Source organism: Microbulbifer sp. ABE4_465 (assembly GCF_056160765.1).
In genome coordinates, this window is the sequence record NZ_JBSWXV010000005.1 from 22123 (window position 1) to 47556 (window position 25434).

Annotated in this window: 18 protein-coding genes; 2 read left to right on the forward strand and 16 right to left on the reverse strand. The window is 55.9% G+C overall.

The annotated features are described in order from the left end of the window. Positions 1 to 51: 51 nt before the first annotated feature. The 13 genes from ACXAG1_RS10000 to ACXAG1_RS10060 form a co-directional block, all read right to left on the reverse strand. Positions 52 to 864, reverse strand: a complete 813-nt coding sequence (locus tag ACXAG1_RS10000) for an OmpW/AlkL family protein (protein ID WP_475092652.1) — start codon at positions 862 to 864, stop codon at positions 52 to 54. Positions 865 to 1274: 410 nt separating this feature from the next. Continuing rightward, on the reverse strand, positions 1275 to 2660 hold the full coding sequence (locus tag ACXAG1_RS10005; protein ID WP_475092651.1) for a glutamine synthetase family protein: 1386 nt from the start codon (positions 2658 to 2660) through the stop codon (positions 1275 to 1277). Positions 2661 to 2741: 81 nt separating this feature from the next. Further along, complete coding sequence (locus ACXAG1_RS10010) at positions 2742 to 4091, reverse strand: aspartate aminotransferase family protein (RefSeq protein ID WP_475119639.1); 1350 nt, start codon at positions 4089 to 4091, stop codon at positions 2742 to 2744. A 550-nt stretch (positions 4092 to 4641) separates the two neighbouring features. After that, positions 4642 to 5898 carry a cyanophycinase gene (locus ACXAG1_RS10015; RefSeq protein WP_475119640.1) on the reverse strand — a complete coding sequence of 419 codons (1257 nt, stop codon included), beginning with the start codon at positions 5896 to 5898 and terminating at the stop codon, positions 4642 to 4644. An 80-nt stretch (positions 5899 to 5978) separates the two neighbouring features. Next, positions 5979 to 6386, reverse strand: coding sequence for a helix-turn-helix domain-containing protein (locus ACXAG1_RS10020; protein WP_475119641.1), 408 nt, complete (start codon positions 6384 to 6386; stop codon positions 5979 to 5981). A gap of 12 nt (positions 6387 to 6398) precedes the next feature. Next, on the reverse strand, positions 6399 to 7571 hold the full coding sequence (gene iadA, locus ACXAG1_RS10025; protein ID WP_475092647.1) for a beta-aspartyl-peptidase: 1173 nt from the start codon (positions 7569 to 7571) through the stop codon (positions 6399 to 6401). A 17-nt stretch (positions 7572 to 7588) separates the two neighbouring features. Next, positions 7589 to 9115 (reverse strand): putative basic amino acid antiporter YfcC, encoded by a 1527-nt coding sequence (gene yfcC / locus ACXAG1_RS10030; RefSeq protein WP_475119642.1) that lies wholly within the window; start codon positions 9113 to 9115, stop codon positions 7589 to 7591. An 81-nt stretch (positions 9116 to 9196) separates the two neighbouring features. Next, the gene (locus tag ACXAG1_RS10035) at positions 9197 to 11905 is read right to left on the reverse strand and encodes a TonB-dependent receptor domain-containing protein (RefSeq protein ID WP_475119747.1); all 2709 of its coding nucleotides are present in this window, start codon (positions 11903 to 11905) and stop codon (positions 9197 to 9199) included. Positions 11906 to 12790: 885 nt separating this feature from the next. Beyond that, entirely contained in the window at positions 12791 to 14203 is a 1413-nt protein-coding gene (locus tag ACXAG1_RS10040; RefSeq protein ID WP_475119643.1) for a Type 1 glutamine amidotransferase-like domain-containing protein, read from the reverse strand. A gap of 140 nt (positions 14204 to 14343) precedes the next feature. After that, positions 14344 to 14652, reverse strand: a complete 309-nt coding sequence (locus ACXAG1_RS10045; protein WP_051686841.1) for a DUF6122 family protein — start codon at positions 14650 to 14652, stop codon at positions 14344 to 14346. Continuing rightward, positions 14652 to 15326, reverse strand: coding sequence for a GntR family transcriptional regulator (locus ACXAG1_RS10050; protein ID WP_475119644.1), 675 nt, complete (start codon positions 15324 to 15326; stop codon positions 14652 to 14654). Before ACXAG1_RS10050 ends, ACXAG1_RS10045 begins: the two co-directional genes overlap by 1 nt. Positions 15327 to 15402: 76 nt before the next feature. Continuing rightward, positions 15403 to 16515: a hypothetical protein gene (locus tag ACXAG1_RS10055; protein ID WP_475092643.1), complete on the reverse strand. Its 1113-nt coding sequence runs from the start codon at positions 16513 to 16515 to the stop codon at positions 15403 to 15405. A gap of 56 nt (positions 16516 to 16571) precedes the next feature. Beyond that, the gene (locus ACXAG1_RS10060; protein ID WP_043315848.1) at positions 16572 to 17012 is read right to left on the reverse strand and encodes a VOC family protein; all 441 of its coding nucleotides are present in this window, start codon (positions 17010 to 17012) and stop codon (positions 16572 to 16574) included. Between the two features lie 353 nt (positions 17013 to 17365). Between ACXAG1_RS10060 and ACXAG1_RS10065 the strand changes: the two genes are divergently transcribed. Both ACXAG1_RS10065 and ACXAG1_RS10070 read left to right on the forward strand, forming a co-directional pair. Then, positions 17366 to 18544, forward strand: a complete 1179-nt coding sequence (locus tag ACXAG1_RS10065) for a hypothetical protein (protein ID WP_475119645.1) — start codon at positions 17366 to 17368, stop codon at positions 18542 to 18544. A gap of 68 nt (positions 18545 to 18612) precedes the next feature. Continuing rightward, a complete protein-coding gene (locus ACXAG1_RS10070) occupies positions 18613 to 19338 on the forward strand; it encodes an SIMPL domain-containing protein (RefSeq protein ID WP_475119646.1) in 726 nt (241 codons plus the stop codon). 179 nt (positions 19339 to 19517) lie between these two features. Here ACXAG1_RS10070 and ACXAG1_RS10075 read toward each other — a convergent pair whose 3' ends face one another. From ACXAG1_RS10075 to ACXAG1_RS10085, 3 genes are all read right to left on the reverse strand, one after another. After that, on the reverse strand, positions 19518 to 20858 hold the full coding sequence (locus ACXAG1_RS10075; protein ID WP_475119647.1) for a metal-dependent hydrolase family protein: 1341 nt from the start codon (positions 20856 to 20858) through the stop codon (positions 19518 to 19520). A 144-nt stretch (positions 20859 to 21002) separates the two neighbouring features. Next, a complete protein-coding gene (locus tag ACXAG1_RS10080; RefSeq protein WP_475119648.1) occupies positions 21003 to 23813 on the reverse strand; it encodes a M16 family metallopeptidase in 2811 nt (936 codons plus the stop codon). Between the two features lie 240 nt (positions 23814 to 24053). Further along, a complete protein-coding gene (locus tag ACXAG1_RS10085) occupies positions 24054 to 25142 on the reverse strand; it encodes a Glu/Leu/Phe/Val dehydrogenase dimerization domain-containing protein (RefSeq protein WP_475119649.1) in 1089 nt (362 codons plus the stop codon). Positions 25143 to 25434 lie beyond the last annotated feature (292 nt).

Consider the following 25434-nt stretch of genomic DNA (forward strand, 5'->3'; position numbering starts at 1 on the left):
ACCCGCCAGAAAAAGCGCGCCGGGGCAATGGTGTCTGGAGCATTCGGCCGATCAGAAACTGAACTTGTAACCCACGCTCATATTGAATATCCACGCATCCATATCCAGATCATCCCGGTAGCGGATACTATCGATCGCTATACCATTGCTCAGAATCACGTCATCGACGCCGATCTCAACTTCCGGCGAAGCATCCACATACATTGCGGAGGCATTGAACAACCAGTTGGCGTCTCGGCCGAACTCGATATCAATACCCACCTGAGCTGTCCAGCCCCAGGAGCTGCCGAAGTTTATCAGGCCACGATTTACCTGGTCGACGATCTGATCATTGGCATTACGCACATCTTCAACAAATACCGGACGCAAGTAATCCTGATCAATATCGGTGTAATTCACACCAACGCCTACATAGGGCTGAACCCAGCTCTCTACACAAACTGGATACCAGTTTACAAACAAGCTGCTGACATTAGTTTCGAAATCACCAAGGTCATCGTAGCTGCGAAAATCTATACCATCACCGACCACATAAGTGGTGTAGTCTGCATCCAGATCCGCACCATCCATGTAGTACAACTCTACAGCCCAATGGTCCGCAACAAAGTAAGTGCCATTGATATACCAGGTAGTATCTTCATCCAGATCCAGCGCATCGCCAATTTGCACTTCAAACATGTTGTCTGGATCCAGCGGATCCACAACCTCGAGAAGAGTCGACTTGGAGAAGACAGAGTCTTCTGTATCCATATACGCGGCACCGACCCGCACAATAAGATCGCCGGCGTTAAAGTCGGCAAATGCCGGGGAAGTTGCGCTGGCGGCAGCAATCGCCAGCGGCAGAAGAAGGGACTTGGTTCGCATGGGTAACTCCTTTTAACACGAAATGCTCCAGGGCCGCCGGGGCCACAGAATAAAAAGTGACCCGTGCGTGCGGTTAGTTTCAGTATAGGTGGAGTTTTCAGGAAAACAGCAAGTACTGACTAAGGTTTAACCCGCATATGGGAAGAAATTTCTGAAAAAAGTTTTCAGGCAAAAAAAATGCCCGCCAAGTGGCGGGCCAGATTTCTCGAACACACTTTCAGGAGGAGAGTTTGCGACCCGCTGTGAACACAAGTACACAGCTGTCTGTGTTTAGGTATAGCAGAGCATTTCCCTCTGCCAGTCCGCGTGTCACCAAACCCATTGGGTTGTGGACGCAAACTACGCCGGAAGTTCAGCCGGCGGAAAAATTGCTGTTTATGGAGCTGGATACCAGAGCGGAGACAGGAAATTCAGACTCGCTGCAAATAACTCTGGTATTCCACATCGGTTACCCGGGCGGCAATTTCCGCCTGCTCCTGGCGCTTCAATAGCACGAACAGATCAACAAACTCCGGATCCATATATTCCCGCCACAGCGGGCTGCTCTCGAATTTTTTCACCGCGCCATCCCAGGTGTTGATCAGCTGTTCGCTTTCTACCTGATAGGCATCGCCCTCAACCGGCGCTGGCGGCTGCAAAGTATTCTCCAGGCCATGACACACTCCGGCGAGAATGGCCGCCAACACCAGGTAGGCATTTACATCGGCGCCCGCGATGCGGTGTTCAATGCGGCGTGCCTTGGCCTCACTGGCGGGAATACGGAAAGTGACCGTGCGATTGTCGTAACCCCAGCAGAGATTCAGCGGTGCATGACTGCTCTCCTGGAAGCGGCGATAGGAATTCGCGTGAGGGGCAAAGATCGCCATAGCATCGTTGGCGGTAACCATCATTCCCGCGACGGCGTGACGAAGCAGCTCGGAACCCTCGTCACTGCCATCGTCAAAGACATTGTTGCCGTCATTGTCCACCAGGCTCATATGCACGTGCATACCGTTACCTGCCAATTCACCAAACGGCTTGGCCATAGCGCTCACCCGTAAACCGTGACTGCGGGCGACACCTTTCAGCAAGCGCTTGAACAGCAGGGTCTGGTCGGCAACTTTTACCGGGTCATCGCAGTGCAGTAGGTTGATCTCGAATTGACCAGGCGCGCATTCCGACAGAATGGAATCCGCTGGTATTCCCTGCTCCTCACAGGCTGCACGCACATCGGCAAAGAAATGTCGCTGGGCATCCAGTTCTGCCAGATCGTACACGTCGGTGGAAGGTACCAGATCGGAGTCATTGTCGCTTACCGGGCGCGGGCGCCCCAACTCATCGGCCTCTTCCCGCAAAAGGTAAAACTCGAGCTCGGTGGCACAAACCGCCTTGTAGCCCAGCTTGCCCAGACGCTCGACAACTTTTTGTAATTGCGCCCTGGGGTCTGCGTATAGCACATTGCCATCCGCCTCAAACAACTGCATATGCAGCTGTGCAGTCTGCTCCCGGTGCCAGGGCGCCAGGCAAATGGGTGAAACCGGATGGCACACGCCGTCACTATCACCACTGGCAAACACCAGCGGGCTGTTTTCAATGTCGCGACCCCAGATATCCAGACTGACGGCACTGCGCGGCATTTGCAGGCCGCCCGCCAAAAGCTTCTTGGCTGAGTCCGCCGGCAGCCATTTTCCTCTGGGCACCCCGTTGATATCGAAAGCAAAACCCTCGATCCACTTCAGGTCCGGATGCGATTGGAGGAAGGCTTCCGACGGTTGAAGGATATCCGTGGGCGGCTGATATTTTTGTTCTGCTGCCATAAATGAATTCACGCGATTGATGAGAATTGGCTTGAACGGAAATCGGCGCCCCCCTTAGCGAGCGGACGCCAGCACCGGAGTTTACGCCATGGCCTTGGCGGTATCATCCAGAGCGCGACGGGCTTTTTCCATCAGCTCGTCGATCTGTGTGGTATCCAGAATCAGCGGTGGAGCGATGATCATGGTATCGCCAGTGGCACGCATAACCAGGCCATGCTTGATACTCATATCCCGACATACCGCACCAGCGGTGCACTTATCGTCAAAACGCGCCCGGCTTCCCTTGTCCTGCACCAGTTCGAGAGCGCCAACCAGGCCAAGACTACGCGCTTCCCCAACAATCGGGTGATCTTGCAGTTCGGCCCAGCGCTTGGCTAGGTACGGGCCGGTGGTATCCCGCACCGTCTCGATAATCTTTTCTTCGCGCAGAATGCTCAAGGTAGCAATTCCTGCAACACAGGCCGCGGGGTGAGCCGAGTAGGTGTAGCCGTGGGTGAACTCGCCGCCCTTGGCTTTGATCACTTCCGCTACGCGGTCGCTCACCATGGTGCCGCCGAGAGGGAAATAGCCGTTGGTAACGGCCTTGGCAAAGGTCATCAGGTCCGGCTTCATACCGTAGTAGTCCGCGCCGAACCACTCACCGGTGCGTCCGAAGCCAAAGATCACCTCGTCCATCACCAGCAGAATGTCGTACTGATCGAGCACCTTTTTTACTTCCGGCCAGTAGGTCTCCGGCGGAATAATCACGCCACCGGCACCCTGAATCGGCTCGGCGATAAAGGCCGCGACCTTTTCTGGGCCCAACTCCTGAATTTTCTCATCCAGGCAACGGGCAGCGTGCACGCCAAACTCTTCTGGTGACATGTCGCCGCCCTCACCGAACCAGTAGGGCTGCTGGATATGCTCAATGTAATCCAGCTTCTGGAACTGCTTGTGCATGCCGCTCATGCCGCCCAGGCTGGCACCACCGATGGTGGAGCCGTGGTAGCCGTTGGTACGGGAAATAACGATGCGCTTCTCTGGCTGTTCCAGCAGATCCCAGTAGCGGCGGATGATACGCAGGTTGGTATCGTTGGCTTCACTGCCGGAACCGGTGAAGAACACGTTGTTCATGTGTGCCGGCGTCACCTCCGACAGCAGGTCGGCAAGCTCGATGGAGGGCACGGTGGTGCACTGGAAGAAGCTGTTATAAAACGGCAGCTTGTTCAACTGCTCGTATATGGCCTCGCTGATTTCCCGGCGGCTGTAGCCCAGGTTGCAGCACCATAGGCCGGACATGCCATCGAGCATTTTGTGGCCGTCGATATCGGTGATATAGGCGCCTTCTGCGCTGGTAATTACACGGGTGCCCTGTTTACCCAGGTCGCTGAAATCCGTAAACGGGTGCAGCAGGTGCTCGCGGTCATGCTGTTGCAACTGGTTCTTGTTCATGAACTCACTCCTGATTCGAATGACGCCAACGGCTACCACGGCACTCCGAAGCGGCCGCCAAAAATGTGATCACATTTTAGGGGTAAGAACGGAAGCTGTGCAACTGCTATTCACCGCCCAGTCACAAACGGTCGAATACCACTACACGATTAGCACAAGCGTAGTGCCAATTGGCGGTTAGTGGTTGCACGACATTTGAGGGGAACTCTGAGGGCGGAAAGGCGAACAAGGGAATATAAAAGAAGAAGTATCGATGGGAAGGAAATCCGCGATCAGCGCCCCATACCGGCAGCCACCGGCATAACTGCCAGAGGCCACCAGTACCAATCAGTCGCGGAGGTCTTGCACCACCGCGGCGGTTTTAACGGCGGAGCGCCCTACACTGGGAACCTAGTGGTCCATGAGGAAAGTTGTGTAACTGTTCGCTTCACCAAAGCGTCCAGCTCTGCGTTGAGAAAGCTTGAAATAGCACCACTATTCCTGCGCTTTCTCGCCTTGACTTGAACGCTTTGGCTGTGCTCCTTAGTCACCCAACTTCCCGCATGGACCACTAGCGGCTGTCCGTTAGCGACTTTCCATTCGGCCTCTCGGTTATCGCAACAGACACCGGTTCGATATCCATGACCACGCCGACTACCGAGTACTGATCTTTGGTACCGGAGCCATAGAGCCAGTAACCACGAGACTCGTCGGTCTGCCGGAAGCGGAACATCACACCCTGCCCGCCCTCGGCATCAAAAGAATAGCGACGCAGCTCACGCATTTCGCTGTTGTCCAGCAGGGAAAAGCCGAGCAAGTGATCCAGGCGCGGATTTGCCAGGGCAATACCACTGCCCTGGGTAGCGCGATAGCCGAACGCTTCTCTCCCCTGAGTCTCGCTTCCGTTGGCGATTACCTCGCCGTCCTCCCAGCTCCATCGATCTCCGGCACTCAGCACATTGAGCTCGACACCCCGCGCGGCAAATGCCTGGCCGGCACTGCCATTGCCGGTAAAGCGCGCACGGCGACCATCTGCCACCACTAAATTACCCGCGCCCAGGACTTCCATGGTTTTGCCGCCCAGATCCACCAGCAGTGCGGTATCTTCATCGACACCAAAACCAATCTGTTCGGCCACGTCAGAACGGTTCCCCAGCGCTCGCACCAGGCGCCCCAAACGCGCTTTGCGATCAAAATGCTGATCCACAATACCGACCGGTAAAAAACCCAAGCCACGTGTCAGCAACAACTGGCCGGACTCCTGACTTTCCATCCCCGCGTACTCATTCACGATAGGCAGCGTCAGCGCGCTCAGGGAATCTCCGGCAGCGATCATTGTGTTGCTCATAATCGCCGCACCGGCACTGGTCCCACCGATCACTGCACCCCGAGAAAGCTGCTGGCGGATAGCCTTGAGTACCGGTGTATCCGCCCCGTCCGCCGCCAGCAGAGTATCCGTGGTTCTTGTCTGATCGCCACCGACAAACCAGATCCCCCCCACATCCTGCAGGCTGTCAGCCAATGCCTGGTCGTGCGCACCATCGCGCCACCGGCTTTCGTCTACCGATTCCGTCGACGCATCATCTTTGACCGCAATGGGCAATATACGCACATCGCCAGTGAACCCGAAGGTTCGCAAATCATCGGCGAACTGCTTTGCATAATGGGCCGGCCGACCCGATGCGGCGGGGACAATCGCTACATGGGGATAGGCGGCAGGAACAGAATTGATAAAAGCACGGTAAACAGACTGGTTGTCACTGCGCAGGGCGCCACCGACGATCAGGAGTCGCCCAGAGTCAGCGTGAGCATGACGTTCGGCTTTCAACGGTTGTTTGTTCTCAGTTTTGCATCCCAGCGAAAACAGGCAGACCGCGATCAAGAACAACCGGGACGTTACAGAAAAATTCATACACATAATTCTATTCGCAAGTAGTCAGACTTTGCCGGGCGGAAGCAGTAGCGATATGCGGCTTCTGCCCGCTCCCCGTACATGCGCTCCGCACGAGGGCTACGCCCGTAGATTTCACGAAAAGAGCGGCTGAAATGCGATGCAGAGCGAAACCCGCACTGTAACCCCACCTCTTCAATGGTCAGTGCACTCTCAAATAAAAGCGCTCGTGCCCGCCGCAATCGCAACTCCCGATAATACCGGGCTGGCAAGACGCCCTTGAAGCGACAGAAAACACGCTCCAACTTCTTCACAGTGATATTGAGGTACGCCGCCAGCTCGCCGGTGCGCAACGGTTCGCAGAGGTTGTTGCGCATCAGTACCAGCGCCTCATCCAACAGCTGTTGATCCTTTAAAGCGGTCACTGAGTCCTCCTCTCAATCAAAACATCGCGCCGTGCGCAGCTGGCGATCGAACAACTGCCAGCGGCCTCGCGCCATGACGTGTGTGATCTGGAATCGCTGTGGATCCACCAACATCAGATCCGCGTCGCGCCCGGCGGCCACCTGTCCTTTACGCTTGAGACCAAGCGCCCGCGCCGGATTACTGGAAACCACCTGCAGCGCACGGGAAAGCGCCACGCCCTCGTCCTGCACACTGCGGCGGAATTCTTCGAACAGGCTGGCGATGGAGCCCACCTCGATATCCTGCAACTCCCCAAGATCACAAAAATTGGTCAGCGAACCCTGGGCATCGGAAGAAAAGGTCATCTGATCAATAGACGCGCCCTGCTCCAGGGCCAGTGCCAGTGCCTTGCTCGCGCGCATTTCACCACTGGCCAGGATTTCATCGGTTGTCGAGGTGGTAAAATCGATAAAGCCACCGGCACGGGCAAACGCGACACCATGCTCCAGTAGCGCCTGATTGCGGTTCATATGGGTGGGATAAAACTGGCTAATCGGAATTTCAGAGTTTTCCACCACATCAAACAATGGCTGTAATCGGGCAGCACCGTCGCCCACATGTACGCTGATGACACCGCCCTTTCCGCTCAACAGTCCCGCGACACGCGCATCGGCGGCGATGCGTGTCAATTCATCCCGGGAAGGATGAGACGAGCGATGGTCCGAAATGGCCAACTCACCAACACCAATAATGTTGTCAATCAGCATGATGTCGCTGCGCACGCCACCGGTCAGTGTGTTTACCGGCACCTGATAAGAGCCGGTTTGCATAAAGCAGGTAATACCCTGCGCTTCCAGCGCCTTGGTTTTACCAAACAGTTCGTTCAGGGTTCGAGTGGTCGCATCGGTACCGAGCGCACCGACCACCGTCGTCACACCCGCCGCGAAAGCTTCGCGCACATCCAGCTCAGGAGTGCGCGAGCCAAAGCCGCCCTCACCGCCACCGCCGCTGATATGCACCAGCGTGTCGACCAGGCCTGGCATTAACCAGGCGCCATCCGCATCCACCACCTGGCCAATATTATCTGGCAGTTCCAGGTGCTGATCGATCTTGACCACGCGATCCCCGGCCACCAGAACATCGCAGCGGCCGAGACCACGAGGCGCGAACACCTCTGCATTTTTGATCAGAGTTATTTGAGACATAAAAAACTGCTTAAACGTTAAAATCCGGAAATCGCGGCAACGAGCACCGCCAGTGACGCGAACAGAAAGAGCGCCCCTTGCAATGGCAGTACAAAGCGGATCCACACTCCCCAATCCAGGCGCGCCGCGCCCAGGCAACCCATCAGAGCCGCTGACGTGGGGACAACAATGTTGGTCAAGCCATCGCCCAACTGGAACGCCAGCACTGCGGTCTGTCGCGTGACACCCACCACATCGGCGAGCGGCGCCATGATCGGCATGGTCAACGCGGCCTGGCCGGAACCGGAAGTGATAAAGAAATTGAACACCGTCTGAAACACCAACATAAACCAGGCAGAGACAGCGCCGGACACATCCGCGAGGCCATTGCCGGCGGAATGCAAAATGGTATTGAGGACACTGGCACCCTGAGGATCATCTCCGCCGAGCAGCAGAACAATCCCCTTGGCAAAGGCCACAACCATCGCCGCCGGTAACAACTGCTGAGCTCCCTCTTTGAAGGCCGCAGCCGCCTTGTTCGCGGTAAGCCCATTCAGCCCGAAGGCGATAGCCACCGCGGCAATCACGATGCCCATGGTGAAAAACTGGCTGGCGATTTCCGGGAGGAAGTAACTGCGCTCTACAACGCCCCAGATCATCCAGGCGATGCCCGCACCAAACAGCAGGAGCACCCAACCATCACCGCGCATCATGGTCTGCAGTGATTTGACGGATACTGACTTTTCGCGAAATACCCGGTCAGACTCGTAGGCCAATGACCGCGCCGGATCCCGCTGAACCCGTCGCGCATAGAAAATGGTGTAAGCCGCGAGACCACAGGTAGCGAACAGCCACAGTGCCATACGCAAACCGCTGCCGGACATCAACGGCACACCAGCAATCCCCTGGGCGATGCTCACCCCGAAAGGGTTCATCCAAGATGTTGCGAATCCCACCTGGGTTGCCACATAGGTCACCAGCAGGGCCGTAATACTGTCGTACCCCATGGTGACCAGTAGCGGCACCACAATCAGGGTAAACGGAATCACCTCCTCGCCCATGCCAAATACGGCACCACCAAGGGAAAACAGGAAACACAGGATTGCCAGATAGAAGTGTCCCGCTTCGCGATTGCGCGCAATCACCTGAAACAGACCACGCTCCACCGAGCCGCTGGCAAAAATCAAGCCGAAGGCACCACCGGTCAGCAGAATAAAAGCGAAGACTCCGATAGAAGCGCCCCACTTAGTGCCAGAGACCATTCCCTCAAAAGCAAAATTAAGGAAACCGATACCGCCACCTTCGGCAAACAGCGACATCCCCGCCGGCTCTTCGGAGGCTCGCTGGTAGCTCGCGGGGTCAATCACCGTGCGCTCAGTGCCATTGACCACACTGGTCACTGTGTCAAAGGTGCCCGCAGGAACCAGAAAGTTCAGAGCGAACGCCACCAGTGCCACCGCTAGCAATATCAGATAGGTATCCGGCATTGCCCAGGTTTTGTTCACTGGTTGCTCCACATCACCGGTCATATCGGCACCGATGGATTGGGAATCGCTGGTCTGCATAGAAATACACCGCAGTAATTAAAAAGGTTCGGCGGGCGTAAACCCCACACCCGCCGAGATCAGGGCCCTGTGAGACGCCGATCAGAACGCGTAGCCGTAGCTCAGGGTGTAGAAACGCCCCATAGAGTTGTGGTTGAAGTGATCCACGTTGGCGCCAGTGCCCAGTACCAGCGGCGGCTCTTCGTCCAGCAGGTTGTTCACCCGCAGGCTCAGCCAACTGCCGTTGTCGAAGTCGCGGGAGACGCTGAGATCGAAGGTCAACCAGCTGTCGACTTCCACGTTGCCATCGTCATCGAAATTGACGCGCGACATGAAGTACTCAGCACCCGGTTCGAGGAGAGCGTCCAGAGTACGAGGAGCGGGATCATCCATGTAGCTGTGGGTGTACCTGGCGGACAGAGTGGAGGACCAGTCCTCGTAGCGCCAGCGCAGGGAGCTGTTAGCCAGCCAGCGTGGGTAGGTGTAGTTGCCCGCCTCACTGACTACGCCGAGTGCATCAGACGGCAGTTTGTCGAACTCCGCCAGGTAAGTGCCATCCAGCGTAAACCGGAAGCTCCCCCAATTTTCGGTTTCGAAGTACTGGGTCAGAGCCATGTCCACCCCACTGGTTTTCTGCCAACCAAGGTTAGATAACTGGAAGTGTGCGTCCACCACGAAACCACCGGCCACTTCAAGGCCAGGTTGACCGGTGGGCAGCTCTCCCTCGCCTACCACTGCGAAATCACCGTTAAAGGCACGCAGGATAAAATCATCCTCTTCCACACCGATCAGGTTTTCGTGCTCGATATTCCAATAGTCGATAGTGACTTCGGTGTCGGCGGTCGGTTTCAGCAGGAAACCAGCCCCCCAGGTGGTCGCGGTTTCCGGTTTCAGATCATCGTTGCTCACATCTTCCGATAGCAGAGATTCACCCGACTCATCTGCCAGGCCGTCACAGGCGACTGGCGTAATACTGCAATCAACGGAATAACTGGACAGCAAGGTGCCCGCTCCCACTTGCGCCAGGGATGGAGCCCGGAATGAGGTGGACCAGTTACTGCGGAAGATAATCGCATCGTTAAACGCGTGGCGCAGGGCAATCTTTGGGTTAGTGTCACCGCCGAAGTTATCGTAGTGATCGTACCGAAGCGCGAACTGCAACTCGGTATTGGCTGCCAGCGGAATCATCTGCTCCATATATACCGCCCACTGATTGCGTGCAGCGTCGGCAGAAGTAGAGCTAAAGCCAATGATAGGTTCGGGATTCACGGTAGTGGAAACAGCGTCGCCCGAAGGAGTATCCACCACACTTTCACGGCGGAACTCACCACCAAAGGCCACTTGAACGGCCCCTGCCGGCAACTCAATCCAGCTACCGGAGATATTGCCGTCAATCGCGTAAAGGTTTGATTCACCGCTACGTTTTGCATCAGTGCGAATCAGGCCATCCATTTCGGCGACCTGATCAACCTGTCCACCGAAAGGATTGTACCAGGCAGTGGTTTTTCCCAGATCCTCACAGGTTTCACCCGCCCCAAAACTCGCACCGGGACGTGCCAGGTCCACTTCCCAGCGATCGACAACAGAGCCGTCGGTACATAGGTTGCCCAGGCTTGCGTTGTAGAAGGCATCCGCCTTGTACAATCCAGAAATTCCGCGCTGTTCGGATTCGCTGCGACCCATGTTGGCGGCAACTTCCCAGTTCCAGTCATTCACCTCACCGCGGAGGCCGGAAACCAGCCGCACTGCTTCGTTTTCCACTTCTACCGCACGCGCATCCGGGAATTTGCCCCAGGCGTAAATCGGGTATCCGTAAAAATCGCTGAATTCACTGGTGGGGTATTCTTCGTGAAAGGAACCTTCCTCAACGAGATCTGCTTTTAAAGCTTCTGGCCAGTAGGGGTTTTCCGGGTCAAATGGCGCACGTGAGAAATTCGCTGAAGAAGATGTACCGCGAGATGAGCTGGTCTGCAGCATCAGGGTGTTAAACCACTCCAGGTTGTCGGAGAGGTCGTAATTGAATGTCGCTACAACACTGGCGCTTTCGTATTCATCCTGAGTAGCGGAAACCGCATTGGTATTGAATTCGCAGTAGTCACCAAAGCTTCCAAAACCGTATTGATCCGCCGGGCATCCACCGGACTCAGCCCCCTCAGTCTGATCATAATAGGTAAGGAAAAGATCATTAAAGCTCGGATACACACCCTGCTGGCTCGGACGCACAGAATCCGCAGTCAATTTTCGATCGCGATCATACATTGCATTGCGGGAAAACAGGTCCACTACAACCATGGTGTGGCTGTTCTCACCTTCGCGGCCCCACACCCAATTCAGGTTGTATTTACCTTCATCGGTACCCGCGGTGGAGTTGCCATGGGTCAGTGAAATCTCACTGCCGGTAAAGTCATCACGCAGCACAAAATTCACTACGCCGGCGACAGCGTCGGCACCATAGGTTGCTGCAGCGCCACTGGGCAACACTTCAACACGTTCAATCGCAGACAGCGGAATGGAATTCACGTCGACAAAGGATTCCTGCCCTTTGGCAAAGGAGCTGACAGATACGCGACGACCATTTACCAGAACAAGCGTTGAGCTCGCACCAAGGCCGCGCAGGGAAACACCCGCTGCACCCACCGGGGTACTGCTGGACAAAGCGCCGGAAGTCGCGGTTGAAAAAGTACCACTACCACCGCCGGTCTGCGTCAGTTGCTGCAGAATTTCGATCGGAGAGGTCGCGCCGGAGGCTTCGATATCATCGCGATCGATCTGCACAACCTGTACAGCACCTTCCGCATCGAGCCCTTTGATATGCGTACCGGTAACAACAACCTCTTCTACCGCATCAGCCACTTCCGGGACTTCTTGTGCAAAAGCAATGGCGCCACCGCCCAACAGTGAGCACCCTACCGCCAGTCGCACCGCCTTGCTTAAAGGATTTTTATTTAGCTGAGTTCTGTTCAACTGGGTTTTGCTATCCATTTTTATGCCCTCCAGGAATGAATTCCTGTCTCCGATTGTTCTTGTTGATTTTCTTAATCTTTTTCCGGACAGGCAGGCGGATGCCAACCTCAACCGGACATATGATGACGTTCAGAAAGAAAACCGGCGGCATTGCAGTACAAACCAAAATCCAATAAATACAGAGCGCAGCCAGGCTACGAGCAGTACCGATGAATCAGGCTGGAGATAAGAACGGAAAATCCGACTTATAGCTTCCTTGCACTCACGCAACCTGCAGTGACCTTTGAAGGCTTTCTAGAAGAGTCTCTAGACTAGAAAAATCTCTAAAGCCTTGATCAAAGACGTCGCGGAGCCCCCGGTTATACCGAGGTGGGGAAGCTACTCGTCAAACCACTCGCTGAGGTAGTAGTTGGAGGAGCAGCGCTCGATGGCAGCAATACTATTCATTTTGCTCTTTTCGCGCTGTTTTTCTTGAGGCCGGTCAGCCTTTTAAAACCAATAGCCAAACCGAGCCTATTTTTTATCACGGTGAAAAAATGCTGTAAAGCTTTTCTGCTACGGAATTTAGTTTTTAAGTCGGACCGCCGCGCGGCCGAATAATCTGCACAATCGCAAATCGGGATTCGATGAAAATTTTGCACACATCTGTGAAACCATATATCCAGAAACGGGTTGAGAGAAGAACACTTTCCCAACCCACTCTGGATCAATACCAATCCGGTCTAAGTACTTTTACTGGTAGGGCTGGTTGATATAGAAGTTGCCCGAGCGCCCATCAATGCCGATGCGCTTCGGTGTCACATTACTGGCGCCATTGGAAATATTGAACTGGTCAAACTCGTCCAGCTTGTAGCGCAACACATCTTCGTACACTACCGGCTGTCCGCACTGGGCCTGCGTCCTTGACGTCTGGCCGTCTTCCTGCAGGATATAGACACTGCCAGCACCATCGACTACACCGCTTCCATCGGGAGTGAAGAAAATGGAGGTTGCTTCATCAACCCCTATCCCCTGGATCCCTGCGGGCAATCCAGCCATAAAGGCCATTAGCCGGCCCATTCGGTCGCGCTCGGCAAAGTGCGTATCGACAATCAGGCCCTGCATGATGGGCGTACTGAGGAAGTTGGAAGAGATATTAATGTATTCGTGGCAGAGGTCAGAAACTGCTTCCGACGAGTAGGCACCCGGCACACCATCGGGATCATAGATGTGCTCGGACTGCACAGCGGCGCCCGCCGAAGTACCGCCCAATACACCTCCGCGAGCCATGACCTCATCAAGCGCCTGCTGCAGTTCCGTTCCCTGCCACTGGTTCAGATAATCCGACTGGTCGCCTCCGGCAATCCAGACAAACTCTGCAGAGCGCACAACCCAGGCCACATAATCATCGTTCGCATATTGCGGGCGATCCACAATCAGCGTTTCTACAGAATCTGCATTCAACAGATCTTGCAGGTAATCGTTATAGCCATCACTACCACTGGTACGCAGCACGACAACGTCGCCACCATCAATCAGCGGCTCCACTCTCCGGGTGAAGGCGGCATCCACATCACTACCGCCCCCCATTACCAACAGCCCACCCGCGGATTGATTCACACAGATATCCGTCTCGCTTCCGGTGATGTAGCGAGTCAACCCACCGGGCTTATTTGGGCGCGCACCGAGATCGCAATTGCCGCCACCGCTGCTCCCGCCACTGCTACTACTTCCACCACTACTACTTCCACCACCACTGCTCGAAGGGATGCCATCGACGCTCAAGGTGTAATCCCCGCGTCCACTGTAGCGCGTCACCTTCAGTGTATAGAGCCCGTTGCCAGCCACACTGACACTGGCGGCTTCCGGACGATCACCGGTTTCCGCACTGTAAAGCCGCTGGGACACGTCGTACAGATGCCAGTCAAAGTCGTCGCCACTGGCGTGATTCAGAGAAATATCGAGATTTGCGGGAGAATTGATATTGAAGTAATACCAGTCCTGGTCCCGACGATTGGCAATGTTGCCATCGATCGTCTGACTGGAACACACAGGTCCATCCGCATCGGACTCCGCGTCGTTGGATTCACTTTCGGCGGAAATACAAGCCAGCGCTCCGTGACTAAACGCAGATAACAGCAGAATTGAAATAAATTTACTTCCCATATTGGTCTCCTTGAGGCGTCGTTATAGTTATTGCCTCGCAAGAGTAACCAAACCGCTGGCTGCGCATTTGCGATTCACAGTCAACGGGAGAAAACAGACAAGTTCGGGAAAAAAAAGAACAGTTTTTGCGGGAAAACGGACTAAATACCGCAGTCGATGGCATCCAACAGCATATGGGTAACCAGTCCAATACCCAGCCAACGCACCGGCTTCCACGGCAGAAACATCATCGCGCCGTAGAAAGAAATCGGGAACATAGTGTGCAGAGGATGGAAGTTGATACTGCAGCGATCCGGATCGTACATCGGCGACGCAAGCAGATGGTCGAGATCCACCAGGTTTGCCGCCAGCATAAACAGCGCCGCCTTCTTCCATTCGTCACGAAAGAAATACCAGGCGATGGCGAGGGGAATCAGGAAATGTAAAACGATATGTAAATAACTGAACATCAGTGCGGCATTAACTCTTCAGCAGAAATAGAACCCAGACCCTCTTCGATATCCTGACGGATGGCCGTTCGCACAGCTTGCTCGTCTTTTTGCGCAATGGCCTCAACCAGGTCCTGGTGCCTGTCCGGCAACTCCTGGACACCGAAGCGCTGAAAAACCAGATGCTGCAATGGTGCCGTTTGCAGCCACAGGCTTTCGATCAGGGACAAAATGATATGCGGGCGCCCGAGACGGTAGAGGGTGAAGTGAAAATCCAGGTTACCTGTCACATATTCCTGAATATCGTTTTTATCCAGCGCCGCTGTGACCCGATCATCCAGCGCACGTAAAGCCTCCAGCTCTGGCTCGCCGACGTGGGGCAAAGCCTGGGCTGCGGCCTGACACTCCAGCGCCACTCGCGCCGCACAGATTTCATCCAGTTTTTCCCGGGTCATGGTAGGCACCGTGACCCGCCGCGTATCCGACAGTTCCAGCGCCCGCTCTGAGGTCAATCGGCGCAGCGCTTCGCGCACGGGCATCGGGCTACAGCCCAGCTCCGCGGCAAGGCCGCGAATCGTAATTGGGTTTCCAGGCAGAAACTGACCGCGGAGTATGGCATCCCGTACCTGATAGTAAACCCGTTCCTGGGTCGTGCGGAATTCTTCCTGCGGTTCGGTAAACTCGGCGTCTTTCACTGGTGGCCTTTTGCTATTGGTCCCGCGATCACGGATTCAGTCCTTCAGGCACCATCACGCACGGCTTGAACGCCGCCTAAGCGGAAAGGGCCAGCTTGTGGGGTGCCTGGTCGCTGCCAACTTCGATCAACTCGCTGGCAATGGCGCCAGTTTGCCACAATTCGAAGAAATCCTCCGCTACCTGTTTGCCCGCCTCGGTCACCGCATTCCAGTACTTGAGGCGCTCCTCGGTAGAGAGCTTCACGAAATCGTCCCGATCCGGGATTTTGCTGAAGGGCAACTTGGCCACCCAGGACGGCGACGGTGCAACGAGAATCACATTTTCCATGGCGCCCCCACGTACCCAGCGCCAGCGCAGGCTCTTGTCGAACCAGCCCGGCACCATATAGGGAAAGAAGTGGGGATACAGAACCAGCCCCTGCGGGTGCTCAAAGCCGAGGTCGAAATGGTAGTCGGTGATACCGCCATCGCGGTAGTTTCCTGTGGGGGCCCCGGCGGGCGTGGGCACTCCGGCCATCACCAGGGGAATAGACCCGCTGGCGAGCACCGCCGGGCACACATTATCTGCGCTGAGCGGTGTGTTGACCGTGCTGAGGTTGCGAAAAGCCACACTCGGCGCCTCGCCAGAGTGGAATACCACCCGATCCCAAAACGCACGCAGACTGCGGCGACTGACCGCGTTCGCCAGGGCCGACGCCAGCAACGCCGGCGCGAGCAGGGCTTTTTTCTCGCTGGCCAGCGGCCCGCGTCCACGCACGGTTACAAAGTGGCTGCGCCAGATAACATTGGTCGCCACCTGCTGCGCGCCCTCTTTACCCAGCACATCCAGCAGGATCTTCTCACCAGCACCGGTAATCTCCGCCGGTAACGGTCGGTCGCTGGCGTACGTCTGATTGACGTAGCCGTACTCAAGCTTTTCCAGCGCAGCCATCGGGTTGGCGGTGGCATAACACATGTTGCGGAAGCTACCGATAGATGAGCCGAGGGTAGCGATGGGCGTTTTGCGGTCGCGGAAAAACTCGCCAATCAGTACCCGATCCAACTGGCTGATCGACAACCACTTGGGGCCGCCGGACGCTCCGACCAGGGTGGACACCATGCCCTGATTGAGACCTTCCTCCCGCACTCGCCGGGCCGCGCTGGCACCGGCAAGAATCACACAGCTTCGGGGTTTATTTGGCTTCACCATCTCTACTCTCAACTCAACTACAGCGTACTTCGTTAACTGCGATTACCTGTGACGGGTTACCACTCCCCGGTGTTCTCCATAGACGCCCAGGGCTCCTGCGGCGGCAGAGAATCACCCTTCTGCAACAGTTCGATGGAAATATTGTCCGGGGACCGTACAAACGCCATATGACCATCCCGTGGCGGACGGTTGATGGTGACGCCCATGTCCATCAGGCGCTGACAGGTTTCGTAGATATTGTCTACGCGGTAGGCCAGGTGGCCAAAGTTCCGGCCACCGGAGTAAGATTCCGGGTCCCAGTTGTAGGTCAGTTCAAGACAGGGCCGTGCGTCGGCATCCGCCGTGCTCTTGTCTCCCGGCGCCGCCAGAAATATCAGAGTGAAGCGACCTTTCTCGTAATCATTGCGCTTGACCTCGTACAGGCCCAGTTTGTCGCAATAAAACTCCAAAGATTTTTCCAGGTCGGTGACACGCACCATTGTGTGCAAATATTCCACTGCAACGCCTCCTTTGCGGGATTAAAATCTCAGGGAACCTCTGACCAAGTCCGCAATGCCTCAGCGTGACCTGACAGCAGCAGCTGTTAGGCGCAGTTCGCAGTGAATGGCTGGCCATTTACAAGAGCTGCAACGCAGCAGATGTTGTTGTCAGGTCGCGCCCTCCGGGGCTTTCAGAGCAATCCACACTCTGCGTTGTGGCTTCTTGAAAGGTCTAGACATTCCTGCGAAACCACGCCTTGATTGTGAATCGCTCTGAAAGCCTGAGGCATCGCGGACTTGATCAGAGGCTCCCTAGTACATCAAATAACGAGCGATAATTTAATCGCCCCACAAAAAGTTACCAGAGCGAAATGTATCAAAAATACTATCGACATTTTTTACAGGCCGCCCAAAAAGCGGCCTCCCCTGGCTGCGACCTGCCGATTCTGCATATGGCATGCCACTCCCACCACTACTGGGCCGACGCCACCCTGGACGCGGTGAATGCCTACTGGCAGGACGCTGCGGCCATGGCCGACCTAAAGTGGGAGAAGATTTTCGGCGAGATGATACCGGCCTTTCAGCGAAGTATTGCAAGCACACTCAATCTGCCCGCGCCGGAACAGATCGCGCTGGCGCCAAATACCCATGAACTGGTATTCCGCCTGCTGAGTGCATTTGATCTGAACGAGCCTCTGCGCATCCTTACCACCGACGGCGAATTCTACAGCTTTGCCCGCCAGTTGCTGCGCCTGGAAGAATTGCCCAATGTGCAGGTAACCCGCATCCCCACCCTGCCCTACGCCACGCTGGCGGAGCGCTTTGATGAAGAGCTGCAGTCCGGGCAATACCAGCTGGCCTACGTCAGCCAGGTCTTCTTTGACTCCGGCGTTGCCTTTCCGGACTTGCTGGCGCTGGCCGAACGCAAACCCGCAACCACTGAGATGGTGATCGACGGCTACCACGGATTTTTTGCCCGCCCCACTGATCTCGGCGCCGTGGCGGATAAGGTATTCTACACCGCAGGGTCTTACAAATATCTCGGCGCCGGTGAGGGCATGTGCTTCATGAGCATCCCCCGCGGTTGCCAATTGCGACCACTCAATACCGGCTGGTTCGCAGAGATGGCGGAGCTGGAGAACCGCGCTGAAGGTGTCGGCTTCGGCAATGACTGGCTGCGCTTCGCCGGCGCCACTATGGATTTTTCGCCGCTGTACAAGGCGCTTGCTGTACTGGATTTGTATCAGCGGGAAGATCTGACCGTGGGTGCGATCCACCGCTATGTGCAAAACAATCAGCAACGCTTCCTGCAGGCCATGGATAGTGCCTCGCACCCGATCCTGAACCGGCAAAACCTCATCGCCCACGACCTGCAAAACGGCCACGGGCACTTCTTCACCTTTCGCTGTGGCAGTGCCGATGCAGCAGAAAAACTCCAGGCGGAGCTGCGTGAAAAAAATGTATTGTGCGATCGGCGCCAGCACCTGCTGCGTCTCGGTTTCGCCCTGTACCACCCGGAAAACGAAACTTTCACACGCCTGTTCACCTGATATTCATCTTTTTGGCGCCACAATGGCCGCCGTAACGAGAAGTACTTTTGGCAACTTAAGGATTCGCCATGCACAAGACCATGAAGCTTTTCTCCGCTGGCCTGATTGCCGGCCTCGCCATTTTTGTAGCCGGATGCGGTAGCGACGCCAGCAACCGCCCCGCAGGCACATTAATCAGTATCTCTGCACAGGGAGAGGCCAGCCGGGTACCGGATATCGCAAACATTTCCGCGGGTGTGGTTACCGAAGCCGATGAAAGTCAGGCGGCGATGGAGGCCAATGCAGAGCAGATGGAAAAAGTCATGCAGGCGATAAAGAATGCCGGCATTGACGCAAAGGATGTCCAGACCAGCGGCATCAGCCTCAACCCGCGCTACGACTACCAGCCAAACCGCGAGCGCAAAATCATCGCCTACCAGGCCCGCAACAGTGTGAGCATTACTGTACGCAAACTGGATGACCTGAGCAAAGTGATCGACGCACTGACCGCAGAAGGCGCCAACCAGATCCACGGCCCCAGTTTCTCCATCGACGACCCGGAGCCCCTGCTGGCAGAAGCCCGTGAAAAAGCCTTGAAAATGGCTCAGGCCCGCGCAGATTCTTATGCGGAAGCTCTGGGCACCAAGGTACGTAGAATTGTGAGCATTTCTGAGGGAAGCCACGGCGGCATGCCGCGCCCGATGGTAATGCGCGCAGAAGGCGCCATGGCCAAAGACAGTGCCAGCACGCCGGTGGCACCGGGGGAGACTTCGGTATCGGTTAATGTGGAACTGGTATTCGAGCTAGCCAAGTAATCTTGCTATCGAATGGACCGAATAATTTAAAGTCGACGATAAGGTGACGGTATCAGGTGCACCCTTGTGAGACCTTCACCGCCATGGATGGCGGTGCAGAGCCCCCAGGGATGGGTACACGGCGTGTCTCACAAGGGTGCACCTGGTAGCGTCACCGCCACCAGGCTTCATAGAAACTGTTACTCGGGCTGCTTGTAAACCTCCCCCCCCTTCATCACAAAGCGAACTCGCTCAAGGGTAGTGATATCTTCCAAAGGGTTGCCAATCACCCCCACCATATCCGCCCATTTCCCCGGCGCAATACTTCCCAACTGATCCTGCACCTCAAGCAGCTGCGCCGCATTCCAGGTAGCAGAGCGGATCGCATCGGCCGGGCTCATACCACCCTGTACCATCAACGCAAACTCTTTCGCGTTATCCCCGTGCCGGCTTACCCCGGTGTCAGTACCAAACGCGATTTTCACACCCTTTTTGTGCGCGCGATTGAACGTATCCTGGATCAGGGGGCCAATTTTGGCTGCCTTGGTACGCACCATTTCCGGGAAGAAGCCATCCACCGCCGCCTTTTGAGTGACCCAGTCACCGGCGAGCAGGGTTGGCACATACCAGGTGCCGTGGTCCACCATCATCCGCATGGTCTCATCATCCATATAGGTTCCGTGCTCTATGGAGTCCACGCCTGCGCGAATTGCCCGCTGCATACCCTCTTTTCCGTGGGCGTGCACCGCTACGGTGAACCCGTAGTCTTTTGCCGTCTCTACCACCGCCTCAACTTCGTCCTGCATAAACTGCGGATTCTGGCCACTTTTGGCCACACTCAGCACACCGCCGGTAGCGGTGATTTTGATCAGATCTGCGCCCTCTTTGTAACGCTGGCGCACAGCCTCGCGGGCACTGGCAACACCATTGATTACACCCTCCGCCGGGCCGGGGCTGCCCATTAGATCGTGCCTGTGGCCGTTGGTCGGGTCCGCATGGCCGCCGGTAGTGGCAATGGATTTTCCGGCGGTGTATATCCGCGGACCGACAATGTCACCGCGATTGATCGCGTTACGCAAACTGACCGTCACATTGCCGCTGTCACCGAGATCTCGCACGGTGGTAAACCCGGCTTTCAGGGTGCGCTCTGCGGTATTGACCGAACGAAGGGTGTAATCCGCAGGGTTCCAGGTAAAGGCCTCGGTATAGGTACGGGGGCCAAATTCATAGGAGAGGTGCGTGTGCATATCCATTAAACCGGGCAGTACGGAAAAGGCACTGAGATCAATCACCCGTTCGCCCTGACGCTGATTGAAGCCGCGTTCTACGGATTCCACCTTGCCATCCACAATATGCACCGTGCGTTTTTCAAGCAGGCGACCTTTTTCGCTGTCGAATAGCCAGCCCGCGTGCACAGCGATATTTTCCGCCTGGGCTGCCGTGCTGAAGGTGAAAGCGGCACTGAAAACAAGGGCGAACAGACCGAACAAGCCGCCGATCCGGCGCCTGATACGAACGAGTAGAGAAGTCATTGTGATCATGGGTATTCCGGCAGATACGGGGTCGAACGGTTGCCGCCCCGGTATTATTCGTGTTGGAGACCCGTGCAATTTAACGTATTCCGACGCCATAAAAAAAGCCCGGTGCAGTCAGCACCGGGCTTTTCAAAGGTATAACACACCCCGTTAGTTGGTCGGCAATACCTCAACCGGCCCCAGATTCAGCGCCTCGATCGACTTCTGGATCTTCTTCAGGTCACCTACCACCAGCCATGTGAACTGGTCCGGTGCGAGGTACTCCTTCGCCGCACTCTCCACCTGCTCCTTGGTCAGTGCAGTGACACGCTGGGGGTAGTCGGCGATGTATTCCGCTGGCAACCCTTTTTCCACCTGCCAGGCAATACTGGACAGCAATTGTCCTTTGGTCTGGAAGCGTGCGCTCTGTTTCAGCACTTCGTCGTCCTTGTAATCGTTCAGCTCACTTTCCTTGATCGGGCGGCTGCCGAGATAGTCCTGATATTCCTTGATCAATTCTTTCATCGCCGCTGCCGTCTTGTCCGTTTGCACGGGAGCGACAACGATATACGGGCGCTGGGCTTCAGTGTCCATCGAAACAGCCCTCGCACCGTAGGACCAGTGCTTGTCCTCGCGCAGATTCATATTGATGCGCGAAGTAAATTTACCGGCAATTGCAGATGCCATCGCATCAAATGCTTCCGCCCCGTCGGGCTTCCACGGCGGCATAACCAGCCCGGCCATGATATAGCTCTGCTGGGCACCAGGGCGATCCAGCAGGTACACCCGCGCATTGGGTGGACGCTCTACCGCAGGAATCTCCAGCGAAGGCAACGCCTCACCCGGCGCCGTCCAGTTGCCGAGGGTTTCATTGAGTAACTCTTTGAGTTCCTGCTTGGTCCCATCGCCGACCACAGTGAGCTGAGCGTTATCCGGGCGCAACCAGGTTTGGTGAAATTTCACCAGATCTTCTCGTGTGATGGATTCAATGGCTTCCGGAGTCCCGGACCCCGTCAGGGGGGCACCGTAAGGATGATTTTCCCCATACAGCAACGGAGGCAATTTTCGCATCGCCAACCCCTGAGGCTGCGCTTCTTCCTGACGGATGGAATCCAGCCAGTTGGACTTGACCCGCTTCAAATCGTCCTCTGGGAATAGCGGGCTTGAGATCACATCACGAAACAGCTCCAGTGATGGCTTCAGCTGAGATTTCAGCGCACTGAAACTGAGTGTGTTGTAGTCGAGCCCACTGTCAGCGCCAATACTCGCGCCAAGCTCTTCCTGACGCGCGCTGAAGGTGAGGCTGTCAAACTCCCCCGCACCTTCACTCAACATTCGCGCCACCAACGAAGCGAGCCCCGGGGTCTCGCCATCGGCGGATGCGCCACTGCGATACTGTAACGACATAAACACAGCCGGCGTATCGTGTCGCTCCGCCAGTACGACCTTTAACCCATTATCCAGCGTGAACGACTGTTGCTCCGGCAATTCCAATTCGACAGTCTTGTCAATCGCCGGCACTTTGCTGCGGTCCACGTCCTGCCCAGAGGTCGCGTACTCGTCCTTGGGGGTAATAATCAGCGTGAACTGCTCAGAGGTCAGCCACTTTTGAGCCGCATCCTGCACCTCGTCGACAGATACCTTGGCGTAGTCATCCAGGCCGCTGATCAAAGCTCCCGGGTCGCCGTAATAGAATTCCGAGCGTGCGAGAATATCCGTCTTGCCGCCAAAGCCACCGATTTTCTCCAGGCCTTTCACCAGGCTGGCAAATTCACTTTGCTTGATACGACGCAACTCTTCAGCACTGATTCCGGTGCGCACGAATTCTTCAATTTCATGGTCGAGCAGCTTTTCTACCTTTTCGACAGGCTGCCCGGGTTTTACGTCCACCATGATGATCAGCTGCCCTGCGAGCTGACGACCGTAGTAAAACGCACTGACGCTGGTAGCCACCTGCTCATCCCTGACCAGCCGGCGGTACAGCAACGAGTTCTTGCGATTCGCGAGCAGCGAAGTCATCAGGTCCAGGGCATTTTCTTCTTCACTTCCGATAGCCGGTACGTTCCACACTTTGTATATACGCGTCTGGGGAACCTGATCCGTCATCACCTGGCGTTTTTTAACCTGGGTCGGAAGCTCCCAATTTTTGAGCTCCGGTGGCACAGAAGTACTGGGGATACTGCCGAAATATTTGCGCGCCTTTTCCATTGCTTCGGCCACGGTAATATCCCCGGCAATTACGAGAATCGCGTTGGCCGGCTGATAGTAATCCGAGAACCACTGTTTGACGTCTTCGAGGCTGGCATTATCGAGATCCTCCATGGAGCCGATGGTGGTCCAGGAATACGGGTGGTCCGAGGGAAAAGTACTGGTCGCAATCACATCAAACGCCTGCCCATAGGGGGCGTTTTCGCCCTGGCGCTTCTCGTTCTTGACGACACCGCGCTGTTCGTCCAGCTTCTCCTGGCTGATCGCCCCCTTGAAGTGGCCCATCCGGTCCGACTCCATCCACAACGCCATATCCAGCGCACCCACCGGCACTGTTTCAAAATAATTGGTGCGGTCGTTATTGGTGGTGCCGTTCATATCCGTGGCGCCGGAGCGCTGAAAGGGCTCAAAATACTCGCCCGGATAGTTTTCGGAGCCATTGAACATCAGGTGTTCAAAAAGGTGGGCAAAGCCGGTTTTACCGCGGGTTTCATCTTTCGAGCCGACCTTGTACCAGATGTTGATGGCAACAACCGGTGCCTTGTCGTCCTCGTGCACGATCACCGTCAGGCCATTTTTCAGAACTTCTTTATGGTAAGGCAGTTCAATTTTCGGCGCTTTAACGAATGCAGCATTGCCACTGGCAGCAGCTTTGCTACTCGCTGCCGCCTGCTTATCCACGGTGAGTGCCTTGTGCACGTTTTCTTCTCCCCCCGCACCATCCCGGTGGCGGTCGCACCCGGCCAGAGCGGCAAGCAGAAGTGAAGTAAGCAAGGGCAAAAGCACCCGGAAAAATCGCATATCCATTGTCAATTAGCCTGAATCTTTTGGCGCGCCATCCAGATTGCAGATGGGCACAGGGCGACGGGAGTTTGGCGCGAGGTACGCGAGTAACAGTGTAGGCAAAAAAGCGGGCGCCGTAGCGCCCGAAGAATACCTCACAGAGAGACGACAGATCGTCAGAGGAAAGCGGTAGGCCCCGGGTTATGCCGGGGCCAGAATAGGAAAGAAAAATCAGGCAGCGGCGGAATCCGTGCCATTCAGCGCGTCTTTGTGGCCGAAACGCTCTTCGGCAACGCGGTCGGCAACATGCGCGGTGGTATCGCCCGTTTCATCGGCACGCTGGAAAACTTCTTCCATGGTGGTGGCAATACTTTCGATATGGGTCTTTACCTGAGCGGCGTCGTACTCGCCCTGCTCCTGACCCAGCTGCTGGTAATACACATCGATGATGCCACCGGCATTGATCACATAGTCCGGCGCGTAGAGGATTCCGCGCTCCTTGAGGATCTGCGCGTGGCGCTCTTCCGCCAGCTGGTTATTTGCTGCACCAGCAATGGCACCTACTTTCAGGCGGTCAATAGTGTTGTCATTCAAAATGGCGCCAAGTGCGCAGGGCGCGAACAGGTCCACATCGAGATCGAAGATTTCGTCGGCGCCTACCGCAGTGGCGCCCAGTTCGCTGACCGCACGATCGATGTTGTCCTGGAAAATATCCGTAACGAACAGCTCGGCGCCGGCCTCTTTCAGGAGCTTGCCAAGGCGGAAGCCCACATTACCCACCCCCTGAATGGACACTTTCATACCGCTAAGGTCGGTGCGGCCCCAGCGGTGAGCAGCCGCGGCCTTCAGACCAACGAAAACCCCATACGCGGTCGAGGGCGATGGATCACCACCGTGTTCCTGGCCGGAAATCACGCCGGATACATATTTGCTGCGCTCGCCAATAATCTTCATATCGGCCACGCTGGTACCGCTGTCTTCCGCGGTGATATAGCGCCCACCCAGGGTATTCAGGAAATCGCCCATGGCGCGCAGCAGCTCAGGTGTTTTCTGCTTGCGCGGGTCGCCAATAATGACCGACTTGCCACCACCCAGCTTCAGACCGGCCATGGCCGATTTGTAGGTCATACCGCGAGACAGGCGCAGCACGTCATTCAGTGCTTCTGCGTCGTCCGCATATGGCCACATACGACACCCGCCCAGTGCGGGACCCAGATTGGTATTGTGTACCGCGATAATCGCTTTCAGGCCGCTCTTGGCGTCATGGTAAAAAGCAACTTCTTCGTGGTTGTCGTAGGCAGGATGGGAAAAAATACTCATGTGCATTCCTCTCCAGAGGGCGGAATTTCTACGGCGCCAGGCACGGCCGATTTTGTCGACACAACCCGCAACCGCGCTTTATTGTAAGCCACTAAGAATATAGCCAGCAGCGGCAGATTATCATTGCGATCTTTGCACAAATAACCGATAACGCAACTTACTCATCCTAAATTTCAAATTATTTTGGGACATAACATTCAACAGAAATCACGCAACCTGTGTGGTCATTTTTCACCCGTATCAATCCGGTATTTTCGCTCCCACGCGCCCCCGGCAACTGGTCTGGAAACCC

Bases quoted from the DNA above. Each gene is read 5' to 3' on its own strand.
- ACXAG1_RS10000 (WP_475092652.1), bottom strand. From the start codon at position 864: ATGCGAACCAAGTCCCTTCTTCTGCCGCTGGCGATTGCTGCCGCCAGC.
- ACXAG1_RS10005 (WP_475092651.1), bottom strand. From the start codon at position 2,660: ATGGCAGCAGAACAAAAATATCAGCCGCCCACGGATATCCTTCAACCG.
- ACXAG1_RS10010 (WP_475119639.1), bottom strand. From the start codon at position 4,091: ATGAACAAGAACCAGTTGCAACAGCATGACCGCGAGCACCTGCTGCAC.
- iadA (WP_475092647.1), bottom strand. From the start codon at position 7,571: ATGTCTCAAATAACTCTGATCAAAAATGCAGAGGTGTTCGCGCCTCGT.
- yfcC (WP_475119642.1), bottom strand. From the start codon at position 9,115: ATGCAGACCAGCGATTCCCAATCCATCGGTGCCGATATGACCGGTGAT.
- ACXAG1_RS10040 (WP_475119643.1), bottom strand. From the start codon at position 14,203: ATGGGAAGTAAATTTATTTCAATTCTGCTGTTATCTGCGTTTAGTCAC.
- ACXAG1_RS10045 (WP_051686841.1), bottom strand. From the start codon at position 14,652: ATGTTCAGTTATTTACATATCGTTTTACATTTCCTGATTCCCCTCGCC.
- ACXAG1_RS10055 (WP_475092643.1), bottom strand. From the start codon at position 16,515: ATGGTGAAGCCAAATAAACCCCGAAGCTGTGTGATTCTTGCCGGTGCC.
- ACXAG1_RS10065 (WP_475119645.1), top strand. From the start codon at position 17,366: ATGTATCAAAAATACTATCGACATTTTTTACAGGCCGCCCAAAAAGCG.
- ACXAG1_RS10070 (WP_475119646.1), top strand. From the start codon at position 18,613: ATGCACAAGACCATGAAGCTTTTCTCCGCTGGCCTGATTGCCGGCCTC.
- ACXAG1_RS10075 (WP_475119647.1), bottom strand. From the start codon at position 20,858: ATGATCACAATGACTTCTCTACTCGTTCGTATCAGGCGCCGGATCGGC.
- ACXAG1_RS10085 (WP_475119649.1), bottom strand. From the start codon at position 25,142: ATGAGTATTTTTTCCCATCCTGCCTACGACAACCACGAAGAAGTTGCT.